The organism is Aeromonas sp. FDAARGOS 1409 (assembly GCF_019048705.1).
In the GTDB taxonomy this organism is placed as follows: domain Bacteria; phylum Pseudomonadota; class Gammaproteobacteria; order Enterobacterales; family Aeromonadaceae; genus Aeromonas; species Aeromonas sanarellii.
Window position 1 is genome coordinate 31,737 of sequence record NZ_CP077395.1, and the last position, 16,107, is coordinate 47,843.

Sequence of the window (16,107 nt, forward strand, 5' to 3'; positions counted from 1 at the left end):
CCCTCGGGGAGGAGGCCGGTTTTTGCTGCGGTTCCCCCGCCATCGTCCCACTCCCCCCATCTTCGCCTGGCCGTTTCATTGCGCTTGCATTTGAGACAAACACCAAGATAATGACAATCATTCTCAACAACTGCGGTGAGCCGTGAACCTGTCTGCCCCAAACGGGATGGCGCATACCGGGTTCCCCATCGCACTCATGCACAGCAAGGTAATTCCAGATGGCAGTTTTGAATTCGGTCATGCGCGCCTTCGCGGTAGAGGCGCTCCCCACCCCTGCCGAGCTGCTGGCACAGCACCCCTGCCCGACCGACATGGCCAGGCACATCGACAGCCAGCGCCACCAGGTGCGCCGGATCCTGTCTGGGGAAGACGATCGCCTGCTGGTGGTGATTGGCCCCTGCTCCATCCATGATCCCGTCGCGGCCCTCGACTATGCCGGGCGGCTGGCACGGCTCGCCAGCGCCTATGAAGACAGGCTGCTGATAGTGATGCGCGCCTATTTCGAGAAGCCGCGCACCACGGTGGGCTGGAAGGGGCTGGTGTTCGATCCCCACCTGGACGGCAGCAACGACATCAATCGGGGACTGCACCTGGCCCGCCAGGTGCTGCTCGACATCAATGGGCTGGGGCTCGCCACCGCCACCGAGTTCCTCGATACCACCAGCTTTCTCTATCTGGCCGATCTCGTCAGCTGGGGCGCCATAGGGGCGCGCACCACCGAGTCTCAGGTACACAGGCAACTGGCCTCCGCGCTGCCCTGCCCCGTGGGGTTCAAGAACGGCACGGATGGCAATATCCGGGTCGCCATCGATGCCATCCAGGCCAGCACCGCCTCCCATCTCTTCACCGCCCCCGGCAGCCTGGGCGGCATGGTGGTGATCAAGAGCGAGGGCAACCCGGATTGCCACATCATCCTGCGCGGCGGCACCCTGCCCAACTATCACCAGAGCGACGTGATGGACGCCGCCGAGCGCCTGGCACGCCAGGGGCTCAACCATCGTCTGATGGTGGATTGCAGCCACGGCAACAGCCAGAAACAGCACAGGAACCAGCTCAGGGTCGCCGCAGAGCTCTGCCGTCAACTGAGCGAGGGGAGCGACGCCGTCGCCGCCGTCATGGTGGAGAGTTTTCTGCAGGGAGGTAGCCAGAAACCGGCCCCGCTGAGCGAGCTGCAATACGGCCTGTCGGTCACAGATGCTTGTCTCTGCTGGGAAGAGAGCGAGACCCTGCTCGCCATGCTGGCCGAGGCAGTGCAGGCCCGCCGCCGTGTCGCCAAACGCAAGGCAGTCCCCTTTCATCATAAAGACAGCCAGGCCGTTACCTAGGTCATCTCTTATTTATTCGCCTTGGCACAGCCGCTCCCAACCTATGTCCTTCATACAAAAAATGAGGGACATATATTCCGAAGATGGGGGTGTCAAATAGGACATAAATGGTGAAAGAAAATAATAGCGGGGCAATAACAAGCCCTTCCCATACTCTGCATGATCAAATGGGATCTGGCGATCAGAGAGGTTCGGGATCCCTCCCACTATTTCACCCCAGCGTCTATTTCACCCCACCCTGGCCTTCCCTAATTCTCCGGCCGATGGGCTGCGACAGAATTTGGGCTGTATGAGTCCTGAATGCATGGCGCCGGCGATCGCGGATCTGCGGCAGGTGGTGGATGATTCTGCTTTATTGACCCATGATGGTCATGGCTATTCCAGACGAGCATGTGCAATTACCGGTGCTTTCCAAGTACAAGAGATAGGCAGGCTCCCGAAAATAATAATGCCGCCCAAGGGGCGGCATTATTGATATCCGGATACGACGATCAGATCAGGAAGTCGTTCAAATCCTTGCCCAGCGCAACTTGCTCGGCGATGGCCTTGGGCATACGGCCCTGACCAGTCCAGGTCTTCTCCTGACCATCTTCCTGATACTTGTATTTGGCGGGACGGGGAGCACGTTTACCCTTGGTCGCACCAGCGGCTGCCGGGGCTGCCACGCTGTTGATCAGCTCGCGCGGATCGATACCGGCCTGTTGCAGCATCTCGGTAAACTCGTTCAGCTTGCGCTGACGCTCTTCCTGCTCGGCACGCTCCTGTTCGACGGATTCGGCACGCTCGTTATATACCAGATCGAACTTTTCTTTCGCTTCTTGCAGTTGCTCAAACGGCAGTTCACGGATGGCAGCACGCAAGCTGCGAATGTTCAGCAGAACCTTCAGAAACTCGTTCATTACTTCCTCACAGAATTATTTTTGTATGTCACAGGGATTACACATTTTGAGAATAGCATGGCCTTGCTATAACAACATAATGTTTTTATGGCGTCAGGATGATGGTTGATACCCTATGGACATTATTCACTGCGGTTAATTCCACATTGCGCTTATTGGAAAACGCCACCGACTTTATTTCTTTCCCGTTGGGTTAATCCTGCCCTCTTCTGCCATCGGATAAACCGGAAGGCTGACCGCCCCGGCATTGAATCGCGGGGTGGCTCAATTCGATGGCCAGGGCAACCGGTCACGGCACAAATATTGTGCTCATGACCGTGATCCCCAATGGAAAAGGCCATGGCGCCAAATTGACAAAGGACTGAACTTCAGCATGCGGCTTCTGCCTGCGCCTTGATCCAGGTGATGAAGGCCTGGATCTTGGGGCACTGGCGGTGAGGGAGGGTCGCGAGGTAGTAGCGCTGTTCGCAGCGCACCGCCATGGCAGGAAAAGGCATCACCAGCTCCCCTCTCGCCAGCCCCTGGCTCACCAACTGCTTGCGCCCCATGGCCACCCCGGCGTGGTGGGTGGCGGCGAGGATGGCAAGGTCGGCCCGATCAAACCCCATGTGCGACTGGCAGGCCTCCAGAGCCAGCCCCCAGTGCTGTGTCCAGGTGCACCACTCGTCACTGTCCGTGTCATGACCCCAGGCCCGCCTGTCGTGCAGCAGGCGACAGTGCTGCAGCTTGTCCGGGCTCTCCAGCAGCCCGTGCTCCTCGGCATAATCCGGGCTGCACACCGGCACCATGTACTCGTCCATCAGGGGGTGGATGGCGAGCCGCTCCGGCATCCTGGCGTCGAAGTTCAGGGTCAGATCGATGCCATACCCCTGCAGGTTGATGTTCTCGTTGCCCGTCAGCAGGTTGAGCTCGATCAGAGGATGCTGGCGGGAAAAGTCGGCGAGCCTCGGCACCAGCCAGCACTGGGCGATGGAGGGGCGCGAGTGGATCGTCAGGGAGCCCGACAACGCCTGATCCCGGATCTCCAGCACCTCCTGATTGATGAACTCCAGCGACGACTTTAGCGCCCAGAAGACGCGCTCCCCGCCCGCCGTCAGCACCACCTTGCGATGAAAGCGCTGGAACAGCGGGAAGCCGAGCTCCTCTTCCAGGGTGCCAATCCTGTGGCTGACCGCACTCGGGCTCAGGGAGAGCTCCTCCGCCGCCAGCGCAAAGGAGCCGTGCCGCGCCGCCGCCTCGAAAGTATGGAGCCTGGCGAGTTGATAACCGCTCAGCAGCTTTCGCCTCACCGCATAGTGTTCATCGCTTCCCATGGTCCGCCCCTCCTCTCTTTTGATCCGCCCGATGATACCAGATGACAGAAGGTTGCATTCACCAGACAAACCCAAAACATTACCTTCACGATGGGAGCGAGGAATTTTTCCGCTTTGCATCAATCCAGCTCATCCAAGCCCCACTTTTTATCATTTGTCAGCCCGCCCCGCGTACCGTTCAATGGGGCATCCCCTCACCACTCCCTCGAGGTTCCCGTGACACACAGCGACATGGCAGGGCTCATCGCCCGCTTTCCCCTGCTCGAGAGGCTGATGGCCCTCGATCCCCTGACCTGGTTCAATCCGGGGGCCACCACTCTGGCGGAAGGCCTGCCCCATGTGGGCCTCACCCGGCAGGATGTGGCGGAGGCGGCCGCCCGTCTCACCCGCTTCGCTCCCTATCTGTGTGAGGCCTTCCCGGAGACCCGCGCCAGCAAGGGCATCCTCGAGTCCGAGATCGCGGCCATCCCAGCGATGCAGGCGACCCTGAACCAGCGTTACGGGGTCGAGCTGACCGGTCGGCTGCTGCTAAAGAAAGACAGCCACCTGCCCATCTCCGGCTCCATCAAGGCGCGCGGCGGCATCCACGAGGTGCTGGCTCATGCCGAGCAGCTGGCCATGGCGGCCGGGTTGCTGCACGAAGAGGATGACTATCGCACGCTGCTTCGCGATGAGTTGCGCCGCTTCTTCAGCCAATACCGCATCGCGGTGGGCTCGACCGGCAACCTGGGGCTCTCCATCGGCATCATGGGCGCCCGCCTCGGCTTTCAGGTCAGCGTCCACATGTCCGCCGATGCGCGGGCGTGGAAGAAGCGCAAGCTGCGCGAGCACGGCGTCACCGTGGTGGAGTATGCCGAGGATTACGGCGTGGCGGTGGCCCAGGGGCGCAGGGAGGCCCAAGGCGATCCCCACTGCTTCTTCATCGACGACGAGAACTCCCGCACCCTGTTCCTCGGCTACGCGGTGGCCGGCGAGCGGGTGAAGGCGCAGTTCGACCAGATGGGCATCAGGGTGGACGCCGAGCACCCGCTGTTCGTCTACCTGCCCTGTGGCGTGGGCGGCGGCCCGGGCGGGGTGGCCTTTGGCTTGAAACTCGCGTTCGGGGACCACGTCCACTGCTTCTTCGCCGAGCCCACCCACTCCCCCTGCATGCTGCTCGGGGTCCATACCGGATTGCACGACGCTATTGCGGTGCAGGATCTGGGCATCGACAACCTCACCGCCGCCGACGGCCTGGCGGTGGGGCGTGCCTCCGGCTTCGTCGGCCGTGCCATGGAGCGGCTGATCGATGGCTTCTACACCCTGAGCGATCAGGAGATGTATGACCTGCTGGGGCTGCTGGCCCGGGACGAGCAGATCCGGCTCGAACCCTCCGCCCTGGCTGGCATGGCGGGTCCCTGGCGGGTGACTGCCGATCCGGCGTGGCAGGCCGAACGAGGGCTGGATATCGCCGACATGGCCCGGGCCACCCACCTGGTGTGGGCCACCGGCGGCGGCATGGTGCCCGCCGAGGAGATGGAAAAGTACCTGGCCAGCGCCCGCCTCTGATCTTTTTTTCACCCACAAGACCCGCCGACCCGGCGGGTTTTTCTCTTGTCGTATCAGCGAGATGGCGCGCACACCACAGCCCCGCCCACAGAGACGGCCAGACTGCTGGATGCCTTAATTTGCCTTCAACGTCCCCAGAGTGGTTAATTTGTGATACGATGGGGGCCGTTTTTTGACATCTGCGCCCTGTTAGCCCCTCGAACCGACAAGATCACGACCGGATCGGGCAAGAGCGGCAAACCGCCGTGCGGAACCACAAGTGACCCGGTTGAGCCAGTTGTGGCAGGCTATCCACGCCAGCAAGAACTCATTCGGGCCACCCAAGATAAGGAGATCGGGCTATGAAACAATACCAAAGCTGGCTGGGACAATATCTGATGAGCCGTCGCGACGGGGATCACGCCATGGCATCCGAACTGGCCAGCTCCATCTGCGAATTCTGGCAGGCAGAGGGGAATGAGGCCGAGCTCAGCAAATGGCAGCAGATCTACGAGCAGCACGTGGAGAAGACCACCTGACCGCCCTGCTGCTCCCATAAAAAAACCGGCGCCTCATGGCGCCGGTTTTGCATTTCAACAACCCGGATCACATCTGGTCGATCATGTCCTGGGCGAACTGGGAGCAGGAGCGCAGGGTGGCGCCTTCCATCAGACGCTCGAAGTCATAGGTGACCGTCTTGTTGGCGATGGCCGCTTCCATGCCCTTGACGATGAGGTCGGCTGCCTCGGTCCAGCCCAGGTGGCGCAGCATCATCTCGGCGGAGAGGATGAGGGAGCCCGGGTTGACCTTGTCCTGACCGGCGTACTTCGGCGCGGTACCGTGGGTGGCTTCGAACAGGGCCACGCCGTCGCCGATGTTGGCGCCGGGGGCGATGCCGATACCGCCAACTTGTGCGGCCAGGGCGTCGGAGATGTAGTCGCCGTTGAGGTTCATGCAGGCGATGACGTCATACTCGGCCGGACGCAGCAGGATCTGTTGCAGGAAGGCATCGGCGATGACGTCCTTGACGACGATGGTCTTGCCGGTCTTCGGGTTCTTGAAGGAGCACCAGGGGCCGCCGTCGATGAGCTGGGCATCGTACTCTTTCTGGGCCAGGGCATAGCCCCAATCCTTGAAGGCACCTTCGGTGAACTTCATGATGTTGCCCTTGTGCACCAGGGTCACGGAGTCGCGATCGTTGTCGATGGCATACTCGATGGCGGCACGGACCAGACGCTCGGTACCGGCCTTGGACATGGGCTTGATGCCGATGCCGCAGGACTCGGGGAAGCGGATCTTCTTCACGCCCATCTCGTTTTGCAGGAAGGCGATCACCTTCTTGGCTTCGTCGCTGTCCGCCTTCCACTCGATGCCGGCGTAGATGTCTTCGGCGTTCTCGCGGAAGATCACCATGTCGGTCAGCTCAGGGTGCTTGACCGGGCTCGGGGTGCCTTCGTAGTAGCGGACCGGGCGCAGGCAGACGTAGAGATCCAACTCCTGGCGCAGGGCCACATTGAGGGAGCGAATACCGCCGCCGACCGGGGTGGTCAGCGGGCCCTTGATGGCCACGCAGTATTCACGAATGAAATCCAGGGTTTCGGCCGGCAGCCAGGCACCTTCGCCATAGACGTGAGTCGATTTCTCGCCGGTATAGATCTCCATCCAGGCGATCTTGCGCTCGCCCTTGTAGGCTTTCTCGACCGCGGCGTTCACCACATTCAACATGGCCGGGGTCACGTCCACACCGATACCATCCCCTTCGATAAACGGAATGATGGGATTGTGGGGAACCTGCAGCTTGCCGTTGGCATCGACTGTGATTTTCTGGCCCTGGGTCGGGATAACTACTTTGCTTTCCATCGGCATCTCCTAACTTCCGTTTGTTATCAATCTGATCGTTGCGCGCGGCCATCTTAAGCCCATCCATTTGCATAATCAAATGGCGGGCGTGCATGTCCGACCATAGTCGGAGATTGGATCACAGTGCGCCCCCGTGGCGGGGAATCGCCTCATCGCCATCCTCTCCTGGCGCGGGTGCAGGCCCCCACCCGCCAGGGCTCTTCTCCTCTTAATGAGGCCTCCCCCTGCCCGCGTCGCCGCGCCGCCCCCGAGGGTACCTTCCCCCCATGCCATCCGTCGTTACATCTTCGTAACCACATCCGGCCAAGCCACATCAAGGTGTTGGGGAAAGGCTGCCGGATCCGGACTAGGCTGTGTTCTTAAAGTGGTTCCTAAACGCCCTCCCCATCCTATGGGACTCCATCCTTCCAGAAAGACCGCATTCATTCACTTCAAAACTGCCTAAACTGGCCTCTTTAGAGGCCCTGTTCATGGCTGAAAATTGAGGCGCTTGAAATATGAACACTTTGAGAACACAACCTAGTCGCGACGCCCAAAAAAACCACCGCCCTGTGCAGGGCGGTGGTTTTTCATTATGCGCTCACTCGGTGGCCACAAGGCCGCCAAGGGCTAGTGTTCTGCCGCTTCCGGCTGGGGAACCTCGGTGCGCTCCCGCTGCAGTTCATCGACCCTGGCTTGCCATTTGTCCTGGGCCTGCTTCTGCCCTTGGGACTCGAACTCCTGGCGCATGATGTCGATATTTTGGTCAAGTTTTTCCATCAGGATGTCTCCTTACATCTCGGGTTACACACTGGCTGACGGCACTGTTGGCCAACCTGCTCCCCCGATTGGACACCAGGTTTTCCCCGATTGTCCAACAAAATAAGCGATTGATTATGCAAAAACCAATCTATAAAATGGGTAAAAGCCCCTTATGGGGCCCTCTTTTCCTTCCCACCAAAACCCATGACATAAATATATTTCCCATATTTATCATGACATTGAGCTTTAAATGCCCGGCCATTCACCCGCCCTCACCGGCAAAATCTGGCTATGCAGTTTTTTTTCACGCGCCGCCCCCTCTCCCCCCCCACCACCGGACCGGCAAAAACGCCCTTCATCCATCCAGATTTCAGATGCGACATTCCCAGTGCCATCACTTATCCGGATGGGTGGCAGACCCCTTCCGACCGGGTATGTACGACCCATTCGGGGATATCGCCTGCCCTGCCCGCTCAGCTAAGATGCCGGGTCGGCCATCCGACGCCTCACCGCCTGCCCCAAATGGAGTTTTTTCGAATGGATCTGACTCATGTGCTGCTCACCCTGGCGGGTCTGGTTGCCGCCGGCCTCATCTTCTGGAACCGCTCACTCGGCCAACCGGACTGGGAGAGCCTGCCCACCCTGCCGGAATACCTCGCACTGCATCCCGAGTGCGCCACCACGGATGCCGAAAATGCCCGCTGCCATGGCTGCGGTTCCGACAAGGTGCTGTTCAACCCCCTCACCGGCCGGGGTGACTACCGTCTTCGCCACACCTGCCTGACCTGTGGCAAGGTGCTGTTTCGCAGCCGCGCCATCCTCTGACAGATCACAGCTTTCGCCACACCTACCGAGGAACCGCGGTAAATGACCCCGATGGCCGACAGACTGTGGATATGAATGAGTGACAGATTGACAAGGATTTCCATGAGCGAGCCCATATTAACAACCCGTTGGTGCTGGCTACGCCAGCATGTGAAGAAACTGCGCACTGCCAAGCCCGAAGCCGAAGATGAGGGTACAATCTGGCGCTTTGTCGGTGTGATAATGGCGGCAGTTCCTGTCCTGACCGCAGCAACTTACCTGCTGGGCATGGCCTATCACTATGGCTACACCATGGCATTTCGCCTTGATTATTCGGAGTTTTCTCTACCAGCGGACTATCTACTGGCCTTTGGGCTCATGAAAACTCTCGATATGCTCAAACCATGGATGTGGCCCTTGTTGGGCCTCATCATTTCCATTTTTTCCATTTGTGCCGTCCTAATTTTTTGTCCGCGCTGGAGGATCAGGCTCACATGGTGGTGGCAAACATCGTGGTTATATCGGGCAGCTTGCAAGCAAGCCAAAGCGCAAAAGCGCTACCCAGCCCCCTCTCTTAGTCGAGCCTTTATCTGGCTTGGCGATAACTACTACAAATTTGCCTTCCTGCTATTGGCGGTGCTGATCCCCGTCATGGGCGCCATAGACTTCTTTATACAAGGAGTAAAAGCAGCACAAGTTCAGATCACCCTTCTGGAGCAAGGTAACTGGCCGGAGAGCGAGGCCAATAGCCAGTCACCCCTGCTGGGGAATGAACCCCATATCCGCATCACCTGCAACACCATCCACTGTGCCTATCGCTTCAAGGGGGGCGATACCCTGCTGTTGCGCCACGATCAAATTGAGCAGACCCGTTACCGTCCTGAGCCTCCCCCTCAGGATGAAACCAAGCCATCTGAGATGCCCACTCACCCTTGACCTATCCCCATAAAAACCGGCGCCAGGGGGGGCTGGATAAGATCAGGTGGCAGCCATCGGCCAGCTTGCCGGTCGTTGTGATGAGGGTCATCCCCGGACGCATCCCCGTAACACCTCCACGACGCGCCAGGCTGCCACTGCTGGCCTTAACCCCGACGAGTCATCTACTCCCAAATGGGAATTTTTCCCCGGAGAGGGACCGTTTCTTGATCCTGAACAGGCTTTGGTCGGCATCGGGTTTTGCGAAATCATGCCATTGGTTAACATGTTTTGCTCGCCACTCCTGGCGAGGAGATAGCCCAGGGATGACGGGGCCCGCTGACGCCGGCGCTCGCATCCCGTCCCGGGTTCACCATGGGTCATATATCGTTGGCGCTATGCATCGGCATTGCATCGCCGGAGGATAAGGATGTACGGATTGGCACTGTTGTTACATATTCTCGCGGCCACCATCTGGACCGGCGGCCATATAGTGCTGTCGGTGGTCGTGCTGCCCAGGGTATTGAGGGAGCGCTCGCCCGCCAGGCTGCTGGAATTCGAGTCCGTTTACGAAAAGATCGGCATGCCGGCGTTGATCATCCAGGTGATAACCGGCCTTTATCTGGCTTATCGCATGCTGCCGGACGTCAGCCAGTGGCTGGATTTTTCCAACCCCGTCGCCCACCCGATCCTGTTGAAGCTGTCGCTGCTGGCCTTGACGCTCGGCTTCGCCATGAGTGCGCGCTTCAGAGTCATTCCCCATCTATCCGAGAAAAACCTCGTCACTATGGCCTGGCATATCATCCCGGTGACCATTATCTCCATCCTGTTTGTCATCACCGGCGTGTCGTTCAGAACCGGGTGGTTCTATTGACGCTCGGGGATAAATAGAGACTGATCCACTTTCATGGGGCAGGGCTTTGCCGCGTGGCGGCCCCCTGAACGGGGAATTGAGAGCCAGGTGAAGAAAGCTATGATAGGCGCGCGCCCACCACGAGAACGAACGCCAGCATGGCAACCTTGAGCGAAAAGAGCGAACTCCATCGTTGCGACCGATGCGGTGAGCGCACCCGCCATATCGTGGTGCTGGTCGCCCGCGATCACACTCAGGACATCATGCCCAAAGATCCCCGCAAAGCCTTCTGGCAAGCCTTTCGTTCCAGCAGCCTGACCAACGCGGTATTCGGCCAAACCCTCGCCTATCAGGCTACCCATGTAAAGCACCTGATCTGCGAGCGCTGTGGCGAGAAGTTTCTGGAATATTGATGCCCAGAGGGCGGCGCACCCGGACAGTCAGAGCGAGATAAAAGAGAGAAAGATGAAGTTTGTCGAGATGGCCCCCGGTCAACTGCCGCTGGCGCTGCTGCTGGAGGCCGATCCCGCAGAACAGCGCATTGCCGCCTATCTGCCCGGCGCCTGGGGCTTTGCCGCCCTGGCGGGCAACGAGGTAGTGGGCGCCTGTGTGGCCGGTCTGGTGGGGGAGCAAACGGCCGAGATCTTCAATATCGCCGTTACCTCCAATCGCCAGCAGCAAGGCATCGGCTCCGGCCTGCTGCGCTTCGTGCTGACCAGCCTGGCCGGGAAAGGGGTACTCCGCGTCGAACTCGGTACCGGCAGCTTCGGCCACCAGCTCACCTATTACCAGCGCCACGGCTTTCGCGTCCATGCGGTCCTGAAGGATCACTTCCTTATCCACTACCCGGAGCCCCTGATGGAGTACGGCATCCAGCACAAGGATATGCTGCGGCTCTCGCTGGTGCTGGAGCCGGACACCGCTTCCCCCTGACCCGAGAGGGTGAGCCCTGCCCCCATGGCGACCACCCCCTGTGGTACACTCCCCCATCCCCTGTTTTTGGTATGCATGCGATGAAATCACCCCGTCCCCGCCTCTCCCTCTCCAGCCGCCCCGACGCAGGCCGCCCCGCCAGGGTAGACAAGGTGCAGCCGCCCACCCCGGGCCCAGGGCGCAAGCCTGAGGTGGCCGCGGCGGATCGCAAGCTGCTGCTGCTGAACAAGCCCTACATGGTGCTCTGCCAGTTCACCGACGAGGCGGGCCGCGAGACCCTCAAGGATTACATCACCGAGCCCGGCATCTATGCCGCGGGCCGGCTCGACCGCGACAGCGAGGGGCTCTTGCTGCTCACCAACGACGGCAAGCTGCAGGCGCGCCTCACCCAGCCCGGGGAGAAGACCCCCAAGACCTACTGGGTGCAGGTGGAAGGCGTGCCGAGCGAGGAGAAACTGGCCGCCCTGCGCGCCGGTGTGGAACTCAATGACGGCATGACCCTGCCCGCCGGGGCCCGCATCATGGATGAACCTGCGGTGTGGCCGCGCAATCCTCCCATTCGCGATCGTAAAGAGATCCCCACCTGCTGGCTCGAGGTAAAAATTGTGGAGGGGCGCAACCGCCAGGTACGGCGCATGACAGCCCATATCGGCCACCCCACATTGCGCCTCATCCGCTACGCCATCGGCGACTGGACCCTAGACGGCCTGGCACCGGGAGAGAGCCGCGCCCTGCCCGCCCCCGAGCTGGCACCGGCCCCGCGCAAGCCGCAAGGCAACCGGCAAGCCCAGGGCGACAAGAGGGCCCCTGACAGGCGCCCGGCTCAGGCCACCCACGGCAAGGGCCCCGGGAGGGAGGGGCGCGAGGCGGCACCGAGCGCAGGCAAATCCCGCAGCGCTGGTCGGGGCACGGCCCGCCGACCGGCCCGCGGCCAATCCTGAATCACGACACGCGACAAGGAGTCCTTATGACTGTGCATCCCCCCCTCTCCTCCCGTCTCACCGTGGCCGCCCTGGTGCACTGGCAGGGCCACTTCCTGCTGGTGGAAGAGGAGATCAAGGGCCAGCGCCGCTTCAACCAGCCCGCCGGCCACGTGGAGCCGGGGGAGAACCTGATTGAGGCGGCCTGCCGCGAGCTCAAGGAGGAGACGGGGCTCACCGCCGCGCCCACCGCCTGGCTCGGGGTCTATCTCTACAAGCCGGCGGACAGCGAGGCGACCTTCGTGCGCACCGCCGTCATCTTCGACCTTGAAAAGGCACCGGGTCAGCACCATCCAGAGGATCCCGACGGCGACGTGCTGGCCTGCCACTGGCTCAGCCTGGAGGAGATCGCCGAGTGCAAGCCGGCCCTGCGCAGCCCCCTGGTGTGGCAGTGCATCCAGGACTATCTGGCCGGCACCCGCCTGCCGCTGTCGGCCCTCAAGGCCTTCATTTAAGCGCCATTGGACGCTCTTTTTGACGCTATGGGGCCGAGACAAGAAAAACGATTTCCCGCTGCCGGGCTCCCGATGGGCAAGGCGGCATGGAGATGTGACCGGGGGCGCAAAACTCTGGTAGAATATGCCCCGTTTAAACGAACTGGTAACTTCGACTAATGACAGACAACAGCCAAATCAAGGTGATCGTCGGCATGTCCGGCGGCGTGGATTCTTCCGTCTCGGCCTACCTGCTCCAGCAGCAGGGCTATCAGGTCGAAGGCTTGTTCATGAAGAACTGGGAAGAAGACGACACGGACGAGTACTGCTCTGCCGCCCAGGATTTGGCTGATGCCAAGGCCGTCTGCGACAAGCTGGGGATGAAACTCCACACCATCAACTTCGCCGCCGAGTACTGGGACAACGTGTTCGAGCACTTCCTGGAAGAGTACAAGGCCGGCCGCACGCCGAACCCGGATATCCTGTGCAACAAGGAGATCAAGTTCAAGGCGTTCCTGGAGTTTGCCGCCGAAGAGCTGGGGGCCACCTACATCGCCACCGGCCACTATGTGCGCCGTGATGACAGCACCGGCCGCCCGCGCCTGCTGCGCGGTCTGGATACCAACAAGGATCAGAGCTACTTCCTCTACACCCTGAGCGAAGCCCAGGTGGGTCAGAGCCTGTTCCCGGTCGGGGATCTGGAGAAGCCGGAGGTGCGCCGCATCGCCGAGCAGCTCGACCTCGTCACCGCCAAGAAGAAAGACTCCACCGGCATCTGCTTCATCGGCGAGCGCAAGTTCAAGGACTTCCTGGCGAAATTCCTGCCCGCCCAGCCCGGCCCCATCGAAACCGTGGACGGCAAGGTGATAGGCACGCACCAGGGGCTGATGTATCACACCCTGGGCCAGCGCAAGGGGCTCGGCATCGGCGGCATGAAGGATGCCACCGAAGAGGCCTGGTACGTGGTCGACAAAGAGGTCGAGCGCAACACGTTAGTGGTGGCGCAGGGCGAGCATCCCCGCCTCTACTCCGATGGCCTGATCGCGAGCCAATTGCACTGGGTGGATCGCACCCCCATCCGCGCGCCGCGCCGCTGCACCGTCAAGACCCGTTATCGTCAGGAAGACATTCCCTGCCTGATCCAGCCCATCGACGATGAGACCATCCGGGTCATCTTCGACGAGAAGCAGGCCGCGGTGACCCCGGGCCAGTCCGCCGTCTTCTACGACGGGGAAGTGTGCCTGGGCGGCGGCATCATCGAACAACGCTTCAGCCACCCGGTCTAAGGGATCGGGCAGGGTGCCCCTTCTTCTCTGACGGAAGTGGGGGCCGGATGAGGGGCAAAGCCTCTCTCCCCAAGAGCACACAGAACAAGGATCATGGCTTGCTACGGCATCAGCCAATGAGTGAACAAGACAGGGCCGTGAAACGATGAGCGACAAATTTCAAGACAGGACCATGGCCTTTGCCGGCATCTGCCAGGCGGCCTATCTGGTACAGAAGGTGGCCCGCGACGGCACCTGTGACGAGGCTTCCCTGCGCGAGAGCCTGCAGAGCGTGCTGGTGACCGATCCCAAGCAGCCGCTGGAAGTGTTCGGCAGCCACCTCGCCATTCGTGACGGCTACCGCGCCCTGGTGGAGCAGCTGGGGGCCGACGGCAGCCAGAAGAACGCCGAGCTGACCCGCTACGTGGTGAGCCTGATCGCGCTGGAGCGCAAGCTCGCCAAGCGCAAGGACATCCTCAACATGCTGGGGGAGCGGATCAGCCAGATCGGCCGCCAGCAACAGCATTTCGATCTGCTCGACGAGCAGATCCTGGCCAACATGGCGAGCATCTACAGCGATCTTATCAGCCCGATAGGCCCCAGGATCCAGGTGGCGGGCACCCCGCTGTTCCTGCAGCAGCCCCTGGTACAGCACAAGGTGCGCGCCCTGCTGCTGGCGGGCATTCGCGCCGTGGTGCTGTGGCGCCAGCTCGGCGGCAGCCGCACCCAGATCATCTTCGCCCGCAAGAAGATGGTGGAACTGGCCAAACGATTTTAACCCCCACACCAATCATCAGGAGTTCACCCCATGGAGCTGTCCGCGCTGACTGCCGTTTCCCCGATTGACGGTCGTTATGGCGACAAGGCCGATGCCCTGCGCCCTATCTTCTCCGAATTCGGTCTGCTGCGTTTTCGCGTCGAAGTCGAGGTGCGCTGGTTGCAAAAACTGGCCAGCCACGCCGGGATCCCGGAAGTCCCAGCCCTGAGCGCGGCCGCCAGTGCCCTGCTCGACGGCATCGTCAGCAACTTCAACGAGAGCGACGCCGCCCGTATCAAACAGATCGAGCGCACCACCAACCATGATGTGAAAGCAGTGGAGTACTTCCTCAAAGAGAAAGTCGAAGTGAACCCGGAGCTGGCGGCTGTCAGCGAGTTCATCCACTTCGCCTGTACCTCGGAAGACATCAACAACAACTCCCACGGTCTGATGCTGAAAACCGCCCGCGACGAGGTGATCAAGCCTTATTGCGAAAAGCTCATCGGCGAGCTCAAGCGTCTGGCTCACGAGTATCGTGACATGCCGCTGCTCTCCCGTACCCACGGCCAGCCGGCGACCCCGAGCACCATGGGCAAGGAGATGGCCAACGTCGCCTACCGTCTGGAGCGCCAGTACAAGCAGATCATGGCGGTGGAGATCCTCGGCAAGATCAACGGTGCGGTCGGCAACTACAACGCCCACCTCAGCGCCTACCCGGATGTGGACTGGCACCGGTTCTCCGAGGAGTTCGTCACCTCCCTGGGGCTGACCTGGAACCCCTACACCACCCAGATCGAGCCACATGACTATATCGCCGAGCTGTTCGACGCCATGGCCCGCTTCAACACCATCCTGATCGACTTCGATCGCGACGTCTGGGGCTACATCTCCCTGGGTCACTTCAAGCAGCGCACCATCGCCGGCGAGATCGGCTCCTCCACCATGCCCCACAAGGTCAACCCCATCGACTTCGAGAACTCCGAAGGCAACCTGGGGTTGGCCAACGCCGTATTCCAGCACCTGGCCTCCAAGCTGCCCATCTCCCGCTGGCAGCGTGATCTCACCGACTCGACCGTGCTGCGCAACCTGGGTGTGGCGGTGGGTTACTCCCTGATTGCCTATCAGGCGACCCTGAAGGGCATCTCCAAGCTGGAAGCCAACGCGGACGCCATGGCCGCCGATCTGGACGCCAACTGGGAAGTGCTGGCCGAGCCCATCCAGACCGTGATGCGCCGCTACGGCATCGAGAAACCCTACGAGAAGCTGAAAGAATTGACCCGTGGCCGCCGCGTCGACGCCGAAGGGATGCGCAGCTTTATCGACACCCTGGCACTGCCCGAGGACGTGAAGGTGGAGCTCAAGAAGCTGACCCCGGCCAACTACATCGGCGACGCCCAGCGTCTGGTGGATCTGCTGAAGTAAGCGGCCAACGCGATACGACAGGGGCCCTGTGCACGCTCTGCCACAGGGCCCCTGCTACTTTTCAAGCACCCGACAGGGT

Annotated in this window: 17 protein-coding genes; 13 read left to right on the forward strand and 4 right to left on the reverse strand. The window is 61.0% G+C overall.

The window, feature by feature from the left end:
• The first annotated feature begins 218 nt into the window (after positions 1-218).
• A complete protein-coding gene (locus I6L39_RS00140; protein WP_216990677.1) occupies positions 219-1,325 on the forward strand; it encodes a 3-deoxy-7-phosphoheptulonate synthase in 1,107 nt (368 codons plus the stop codon).
• A gap of 491 nt (positions 1,326-1,816) precedes the next feature.
• Here I6L39_RS00140 and I6L39_RS00145 read toward each other — a convergent pair whose 3' ends face one another.
• Entirely contained in the window at positions 1,817-2,224 is a 408-nt protein-coding gene (locus I6L39_RS00145) for an H-NS family nucleoid-associated regulatory protein (protein ID WP_042075118.1), read from the reverse strand.
• Positions 2,225-2,592: 368 nt separating this feature from the next.
• A complete protein-coding gene (gene dsdC, locus I6L39_RS00150; protein ID WP_216990678.1) occupies positions 2,593-3,537 on the reverse strand; it encodes a DNA-binding transcriptional regulator DsdC in 945 nt (314 codons plus the stop codon).
• Between the two features lie 231 nt (positions 3,538-3,768).
• On the opposite strand from dsdC, the gene dsdA reads away from it, so the two are divergent.
• Both dsdA and I6L39_RS00160 read left to right on the forward strand, forming a co-directional pair.
• The gene (dsdA, locus tag I6L39_RS00155) at positions 3,769-5,085 is read left to right on the forward strand and encodes a D-serine ammonia-lyase (RefSeq protein WP_216991729.1); all 1,317 of its coding nucleotides are present in this window, start codon (positions 3,769-3,771) and stop codon (positions 5,083-5,085) included.
• A 341-nt stretch (positions 5,086-5,426) separates the two neighbouring features.
• Entirely contained in the window at positions 5,427-5,603 is a 177-nt protein-coding gene (locus I6L39_RS00160) for a hypothetical protein (protein WP_081843655.1), read from the forward strand.
• A 67-nt stretch (positions 5,604-5,670) separates the two neighbouring features.
• Here the strand turns inward: I6L39_RS00160 and icd are convergent, their stop codons facing one another.
• Both icd and I6L39_RS00170 read right to left on the reverse strand, forming a co-directional pair.
• Entirely contained in the window at positions 5,671-6,924 is a 1,254-nt protein-coding gene (gene icd / locus I6L39_RS00165; RefSeq protein WP_042075114.1) for an NADP-dependent isocitrate dehydrogenase, read from the reverse strand.
• Positions 6,925-7,533: 609 nt separating this feature from the next.
• Positions 7,534-7,683, reverse strand: coding sequence for a hypothetical protein (locus tag I6L39_RS00170; RefSeq protein ID WP_216990679.1), 150 nt, complete (start codon positions 7,681-7,683; stop codon positions 7,534-7,536).
• A 519-nt stretch (positions 7,684-8,202) separates the two neighbouring features.
• Between I6L39_RS00170 and I6L39_RS00175 the strand changes: the two genes are divergently transcribed.
• The 10 genes from I6L39_RS00175 (at position 8,203) to purB (ending at position 16,028) form a co-directional block, all read left to right on the forward strand.
• Positions 8,203-8,490, forward strand: coding sequence for a hypothetical protein (locus tag I6L39_RS00175; protein ID WP_216990680.1), 288 nt, complete (start codon positions 8,203-8,205; stop codon positions 8,488-8,490).
• A gap of 102 nt (positions 8,491-8,592) precedes the next feature.
• Positions 8,593-9,405 (forward strand): hypothetical protein, encoded by an 813-nt coding sequence (locus I6L39_RS00180; protein WP_254203702.1) that lies wholly within the window; start codon positions 8,593-8,595, stop codon positions 9,403-9,405.
• 418 nt (positions 9,406-9,823) lie between these two features.
• Entirely contained in the window at positions 9,824-10,258 is a 435-nt protein-coding gene (locus tag I6L39_RS00185; protein ID WP_223932142.1) for a CopD family protein, read from the forward strand.
• 137 nt (positions 10,259-10,395) lie between these two features.
• Complete coding sequence (locus I6L39_RS00190) at positions 10,396-10,650, forward strand: hypothetical protein (RefSeq protein WP_216990681.1); 255 nt, start codon at positions 10,396-10,398, stop codon at positions 10,648-10,650.
• A gap of 52 nt (positions 10,651-10,702) precedes the next feature.
• Positions 10,703-11,170, forward strand: a complete 468-nt coding sequence (locus tag I6L39_RS00195; protein WP_216990682.1) for a GNAT family N-acetyltransferase — start codon at positions 10,703-10,705, stop codon at positions 11,168-11,170.
• Positions 11,171-11,241: 71 nt separating this feature from the next.
• Positions 11,242-12,111, forward strand: coding sequence for a pseudouridine synthase (locus I6L39_RS00200; protein WP_216990683.1), 870 nt, complete (start codon positions 11,242-11,244; stop codon positions 12,109-12,111).
• A 26-nt stretch (positions 12,112-12,137) separates the two neighbouring features.
• Positions 12,138-12,605: an NUDIX hydrolase gene (locus I6L39_RS00205; RefSeq protein WP_216990684.1), complete on the forward strand. Its 468-nt coding sequence runs from the start codon at positions 12,138-12,140 to the stop codon at positions 12,603-12,605.
• 158 nt (positions 12,606-12,763) lie between these two features.
• Positions 12,764-13,870, forward strand: a complete 1,107-nt coding sequence (mnmA, locus tag I6L39_RS00210) for a tRNA 2-thiouridine(34) synthase MnmA (protein ID WP_201997323.1) — start codon at positions 12,764-12,766, stop codon at positions 13,868-13,870.
• Between the two features lie 145 nt (positions 13,871-14,015).
• On the forward strand, positions 14,016-14,627 hold the full coding sequence (gene hflD / locus I6L39_RS00215) for a high frequency lysogenization protein HflD (RefSeq protein ID WP_042078644.1): 612 nt from the start codon (positions 14,016-14,018) through the stop codon (positions 14,625-14,627).
• A 30-nt stretch (positions 14,628-14,657) separates the two neighbouring features.
• Positions 14,658-16,028, forward strand: a complete 1,371-nt coding sequence (gene purB, locus I6L39_RS00220) for an adenylosuccinate lyase (protein ID WP_216990685.1) — start codon at positions 14,658-14,660, stop codon at positions 16,026-16,028.
• The last annotated feature ends 79 nt before the right edge of the window (positions 16,029-16,107 follow it).

Coding starts and splice junctions, on each gene's coding strand:
- I6L39_RS00140 (WP_216990677.1), top strand. CDS start 219: ATGGCAGTTTTGAATTCGGTCATGCGCGCCTTCGCGGTAGAGGCGCTC.
- I6L39_RS00145 (WP_042075118.1), bottom strand. CDS start 2,224: ATGAACGAGTTTCTGAAGGTTCTGCTGAACATTCGCAGCTTGCGTGCT.
- dsdC (WP_216990678.1), bottom strand. CDS start 3,537: ATGGGAAGCGATGAACACTATGCGGTGAGGCGAAAGCTGCTGAGCGGT.
- dsdA (WP_216991729.1), top strand. CDS start 3,769: ATGGCAGGGCTCATCGCCCGCTTTCCCCTGCTCGAGAGGCTGATGGCC.
- I6L39_RS00160 (WP_081843655.1), top strand. CDS start 5,427: ATGAAACAATACCAAAGCTGGCTGGGACAATATCTGATGAGCCGTCGC.
- icd (WP_042075114.1), bottom strand. CDS start 6,924: ATGGAAAGCAAAGTAGTTATCCCGACCCAGGGCCAGAAAATCACAGTC.
- I6L39_RS00170 (WP_216990679.1), bottom strand. CDS start 7,683: ATGGAAAAACTTGACCAAAATATCGACATCATGCGCCAGGAGTTCGAG.
- I6L39_RS00175 (WP_216990680.1), top strand. CDS start 8,203: ATGGATCTGACTCATGTGCTGCTCACCCTGGCGGGTCTGGTTGCCGCC.
- I6L39_RS00180 (WP_254203702.1), top strand. CDS start 8,593: ATGAGCGAGCCCATATTAACAACCCGTTGGTGCTGGCTACGCCAGCAT.
- I6L39_RS00190 (WP_216990681.1), top strand. CDS start 10,396: ATGGCAACCTTGAGCGAAAAGAGCGAACTCCATCGTTGCGACCGATGC.
- I6L39_RS00195 (WP_216990682.1), top strand. CDS start 10,703: ATGAAGTTTGTCGAGATGGCCCCCGGTCAACTGCCGCTGGCGCTGCTG.
- I6L39_RS00200 (WP_216990683.1), top strand. CDS start 11,242: ATGCATGCGATGAAATCACCCCGTCCCCGCCTCTCCCTCTCCAGCCGC.
- I6L39_RS00205 (WP_216990684.1), top strand. CDS start 12,138: ATGACTGTGCATCCCCCCCTCTCCTCCCGTCTCACCGTGGCCGCCCTG.
- mnmA (WP_201997323.1), top strand. CDS start 12,764: ATGACAGACAACAGCCAAATCAAGGTGATCGTCGGCATGTCCGGCGGC.
- hflD (WP_042078644.1), top strand. CDS start 14,016: ATGAGCGACAAATTTCAAGACAGGACCATGGCCTTTGCCGGCATCTGC.
- purB (WP_216990685.1), top strand. CDS start 14,658: ATGGAGCTGTCCGCGCTGACTGCCGTTTCCCCGATTGACGGTCGTTAT.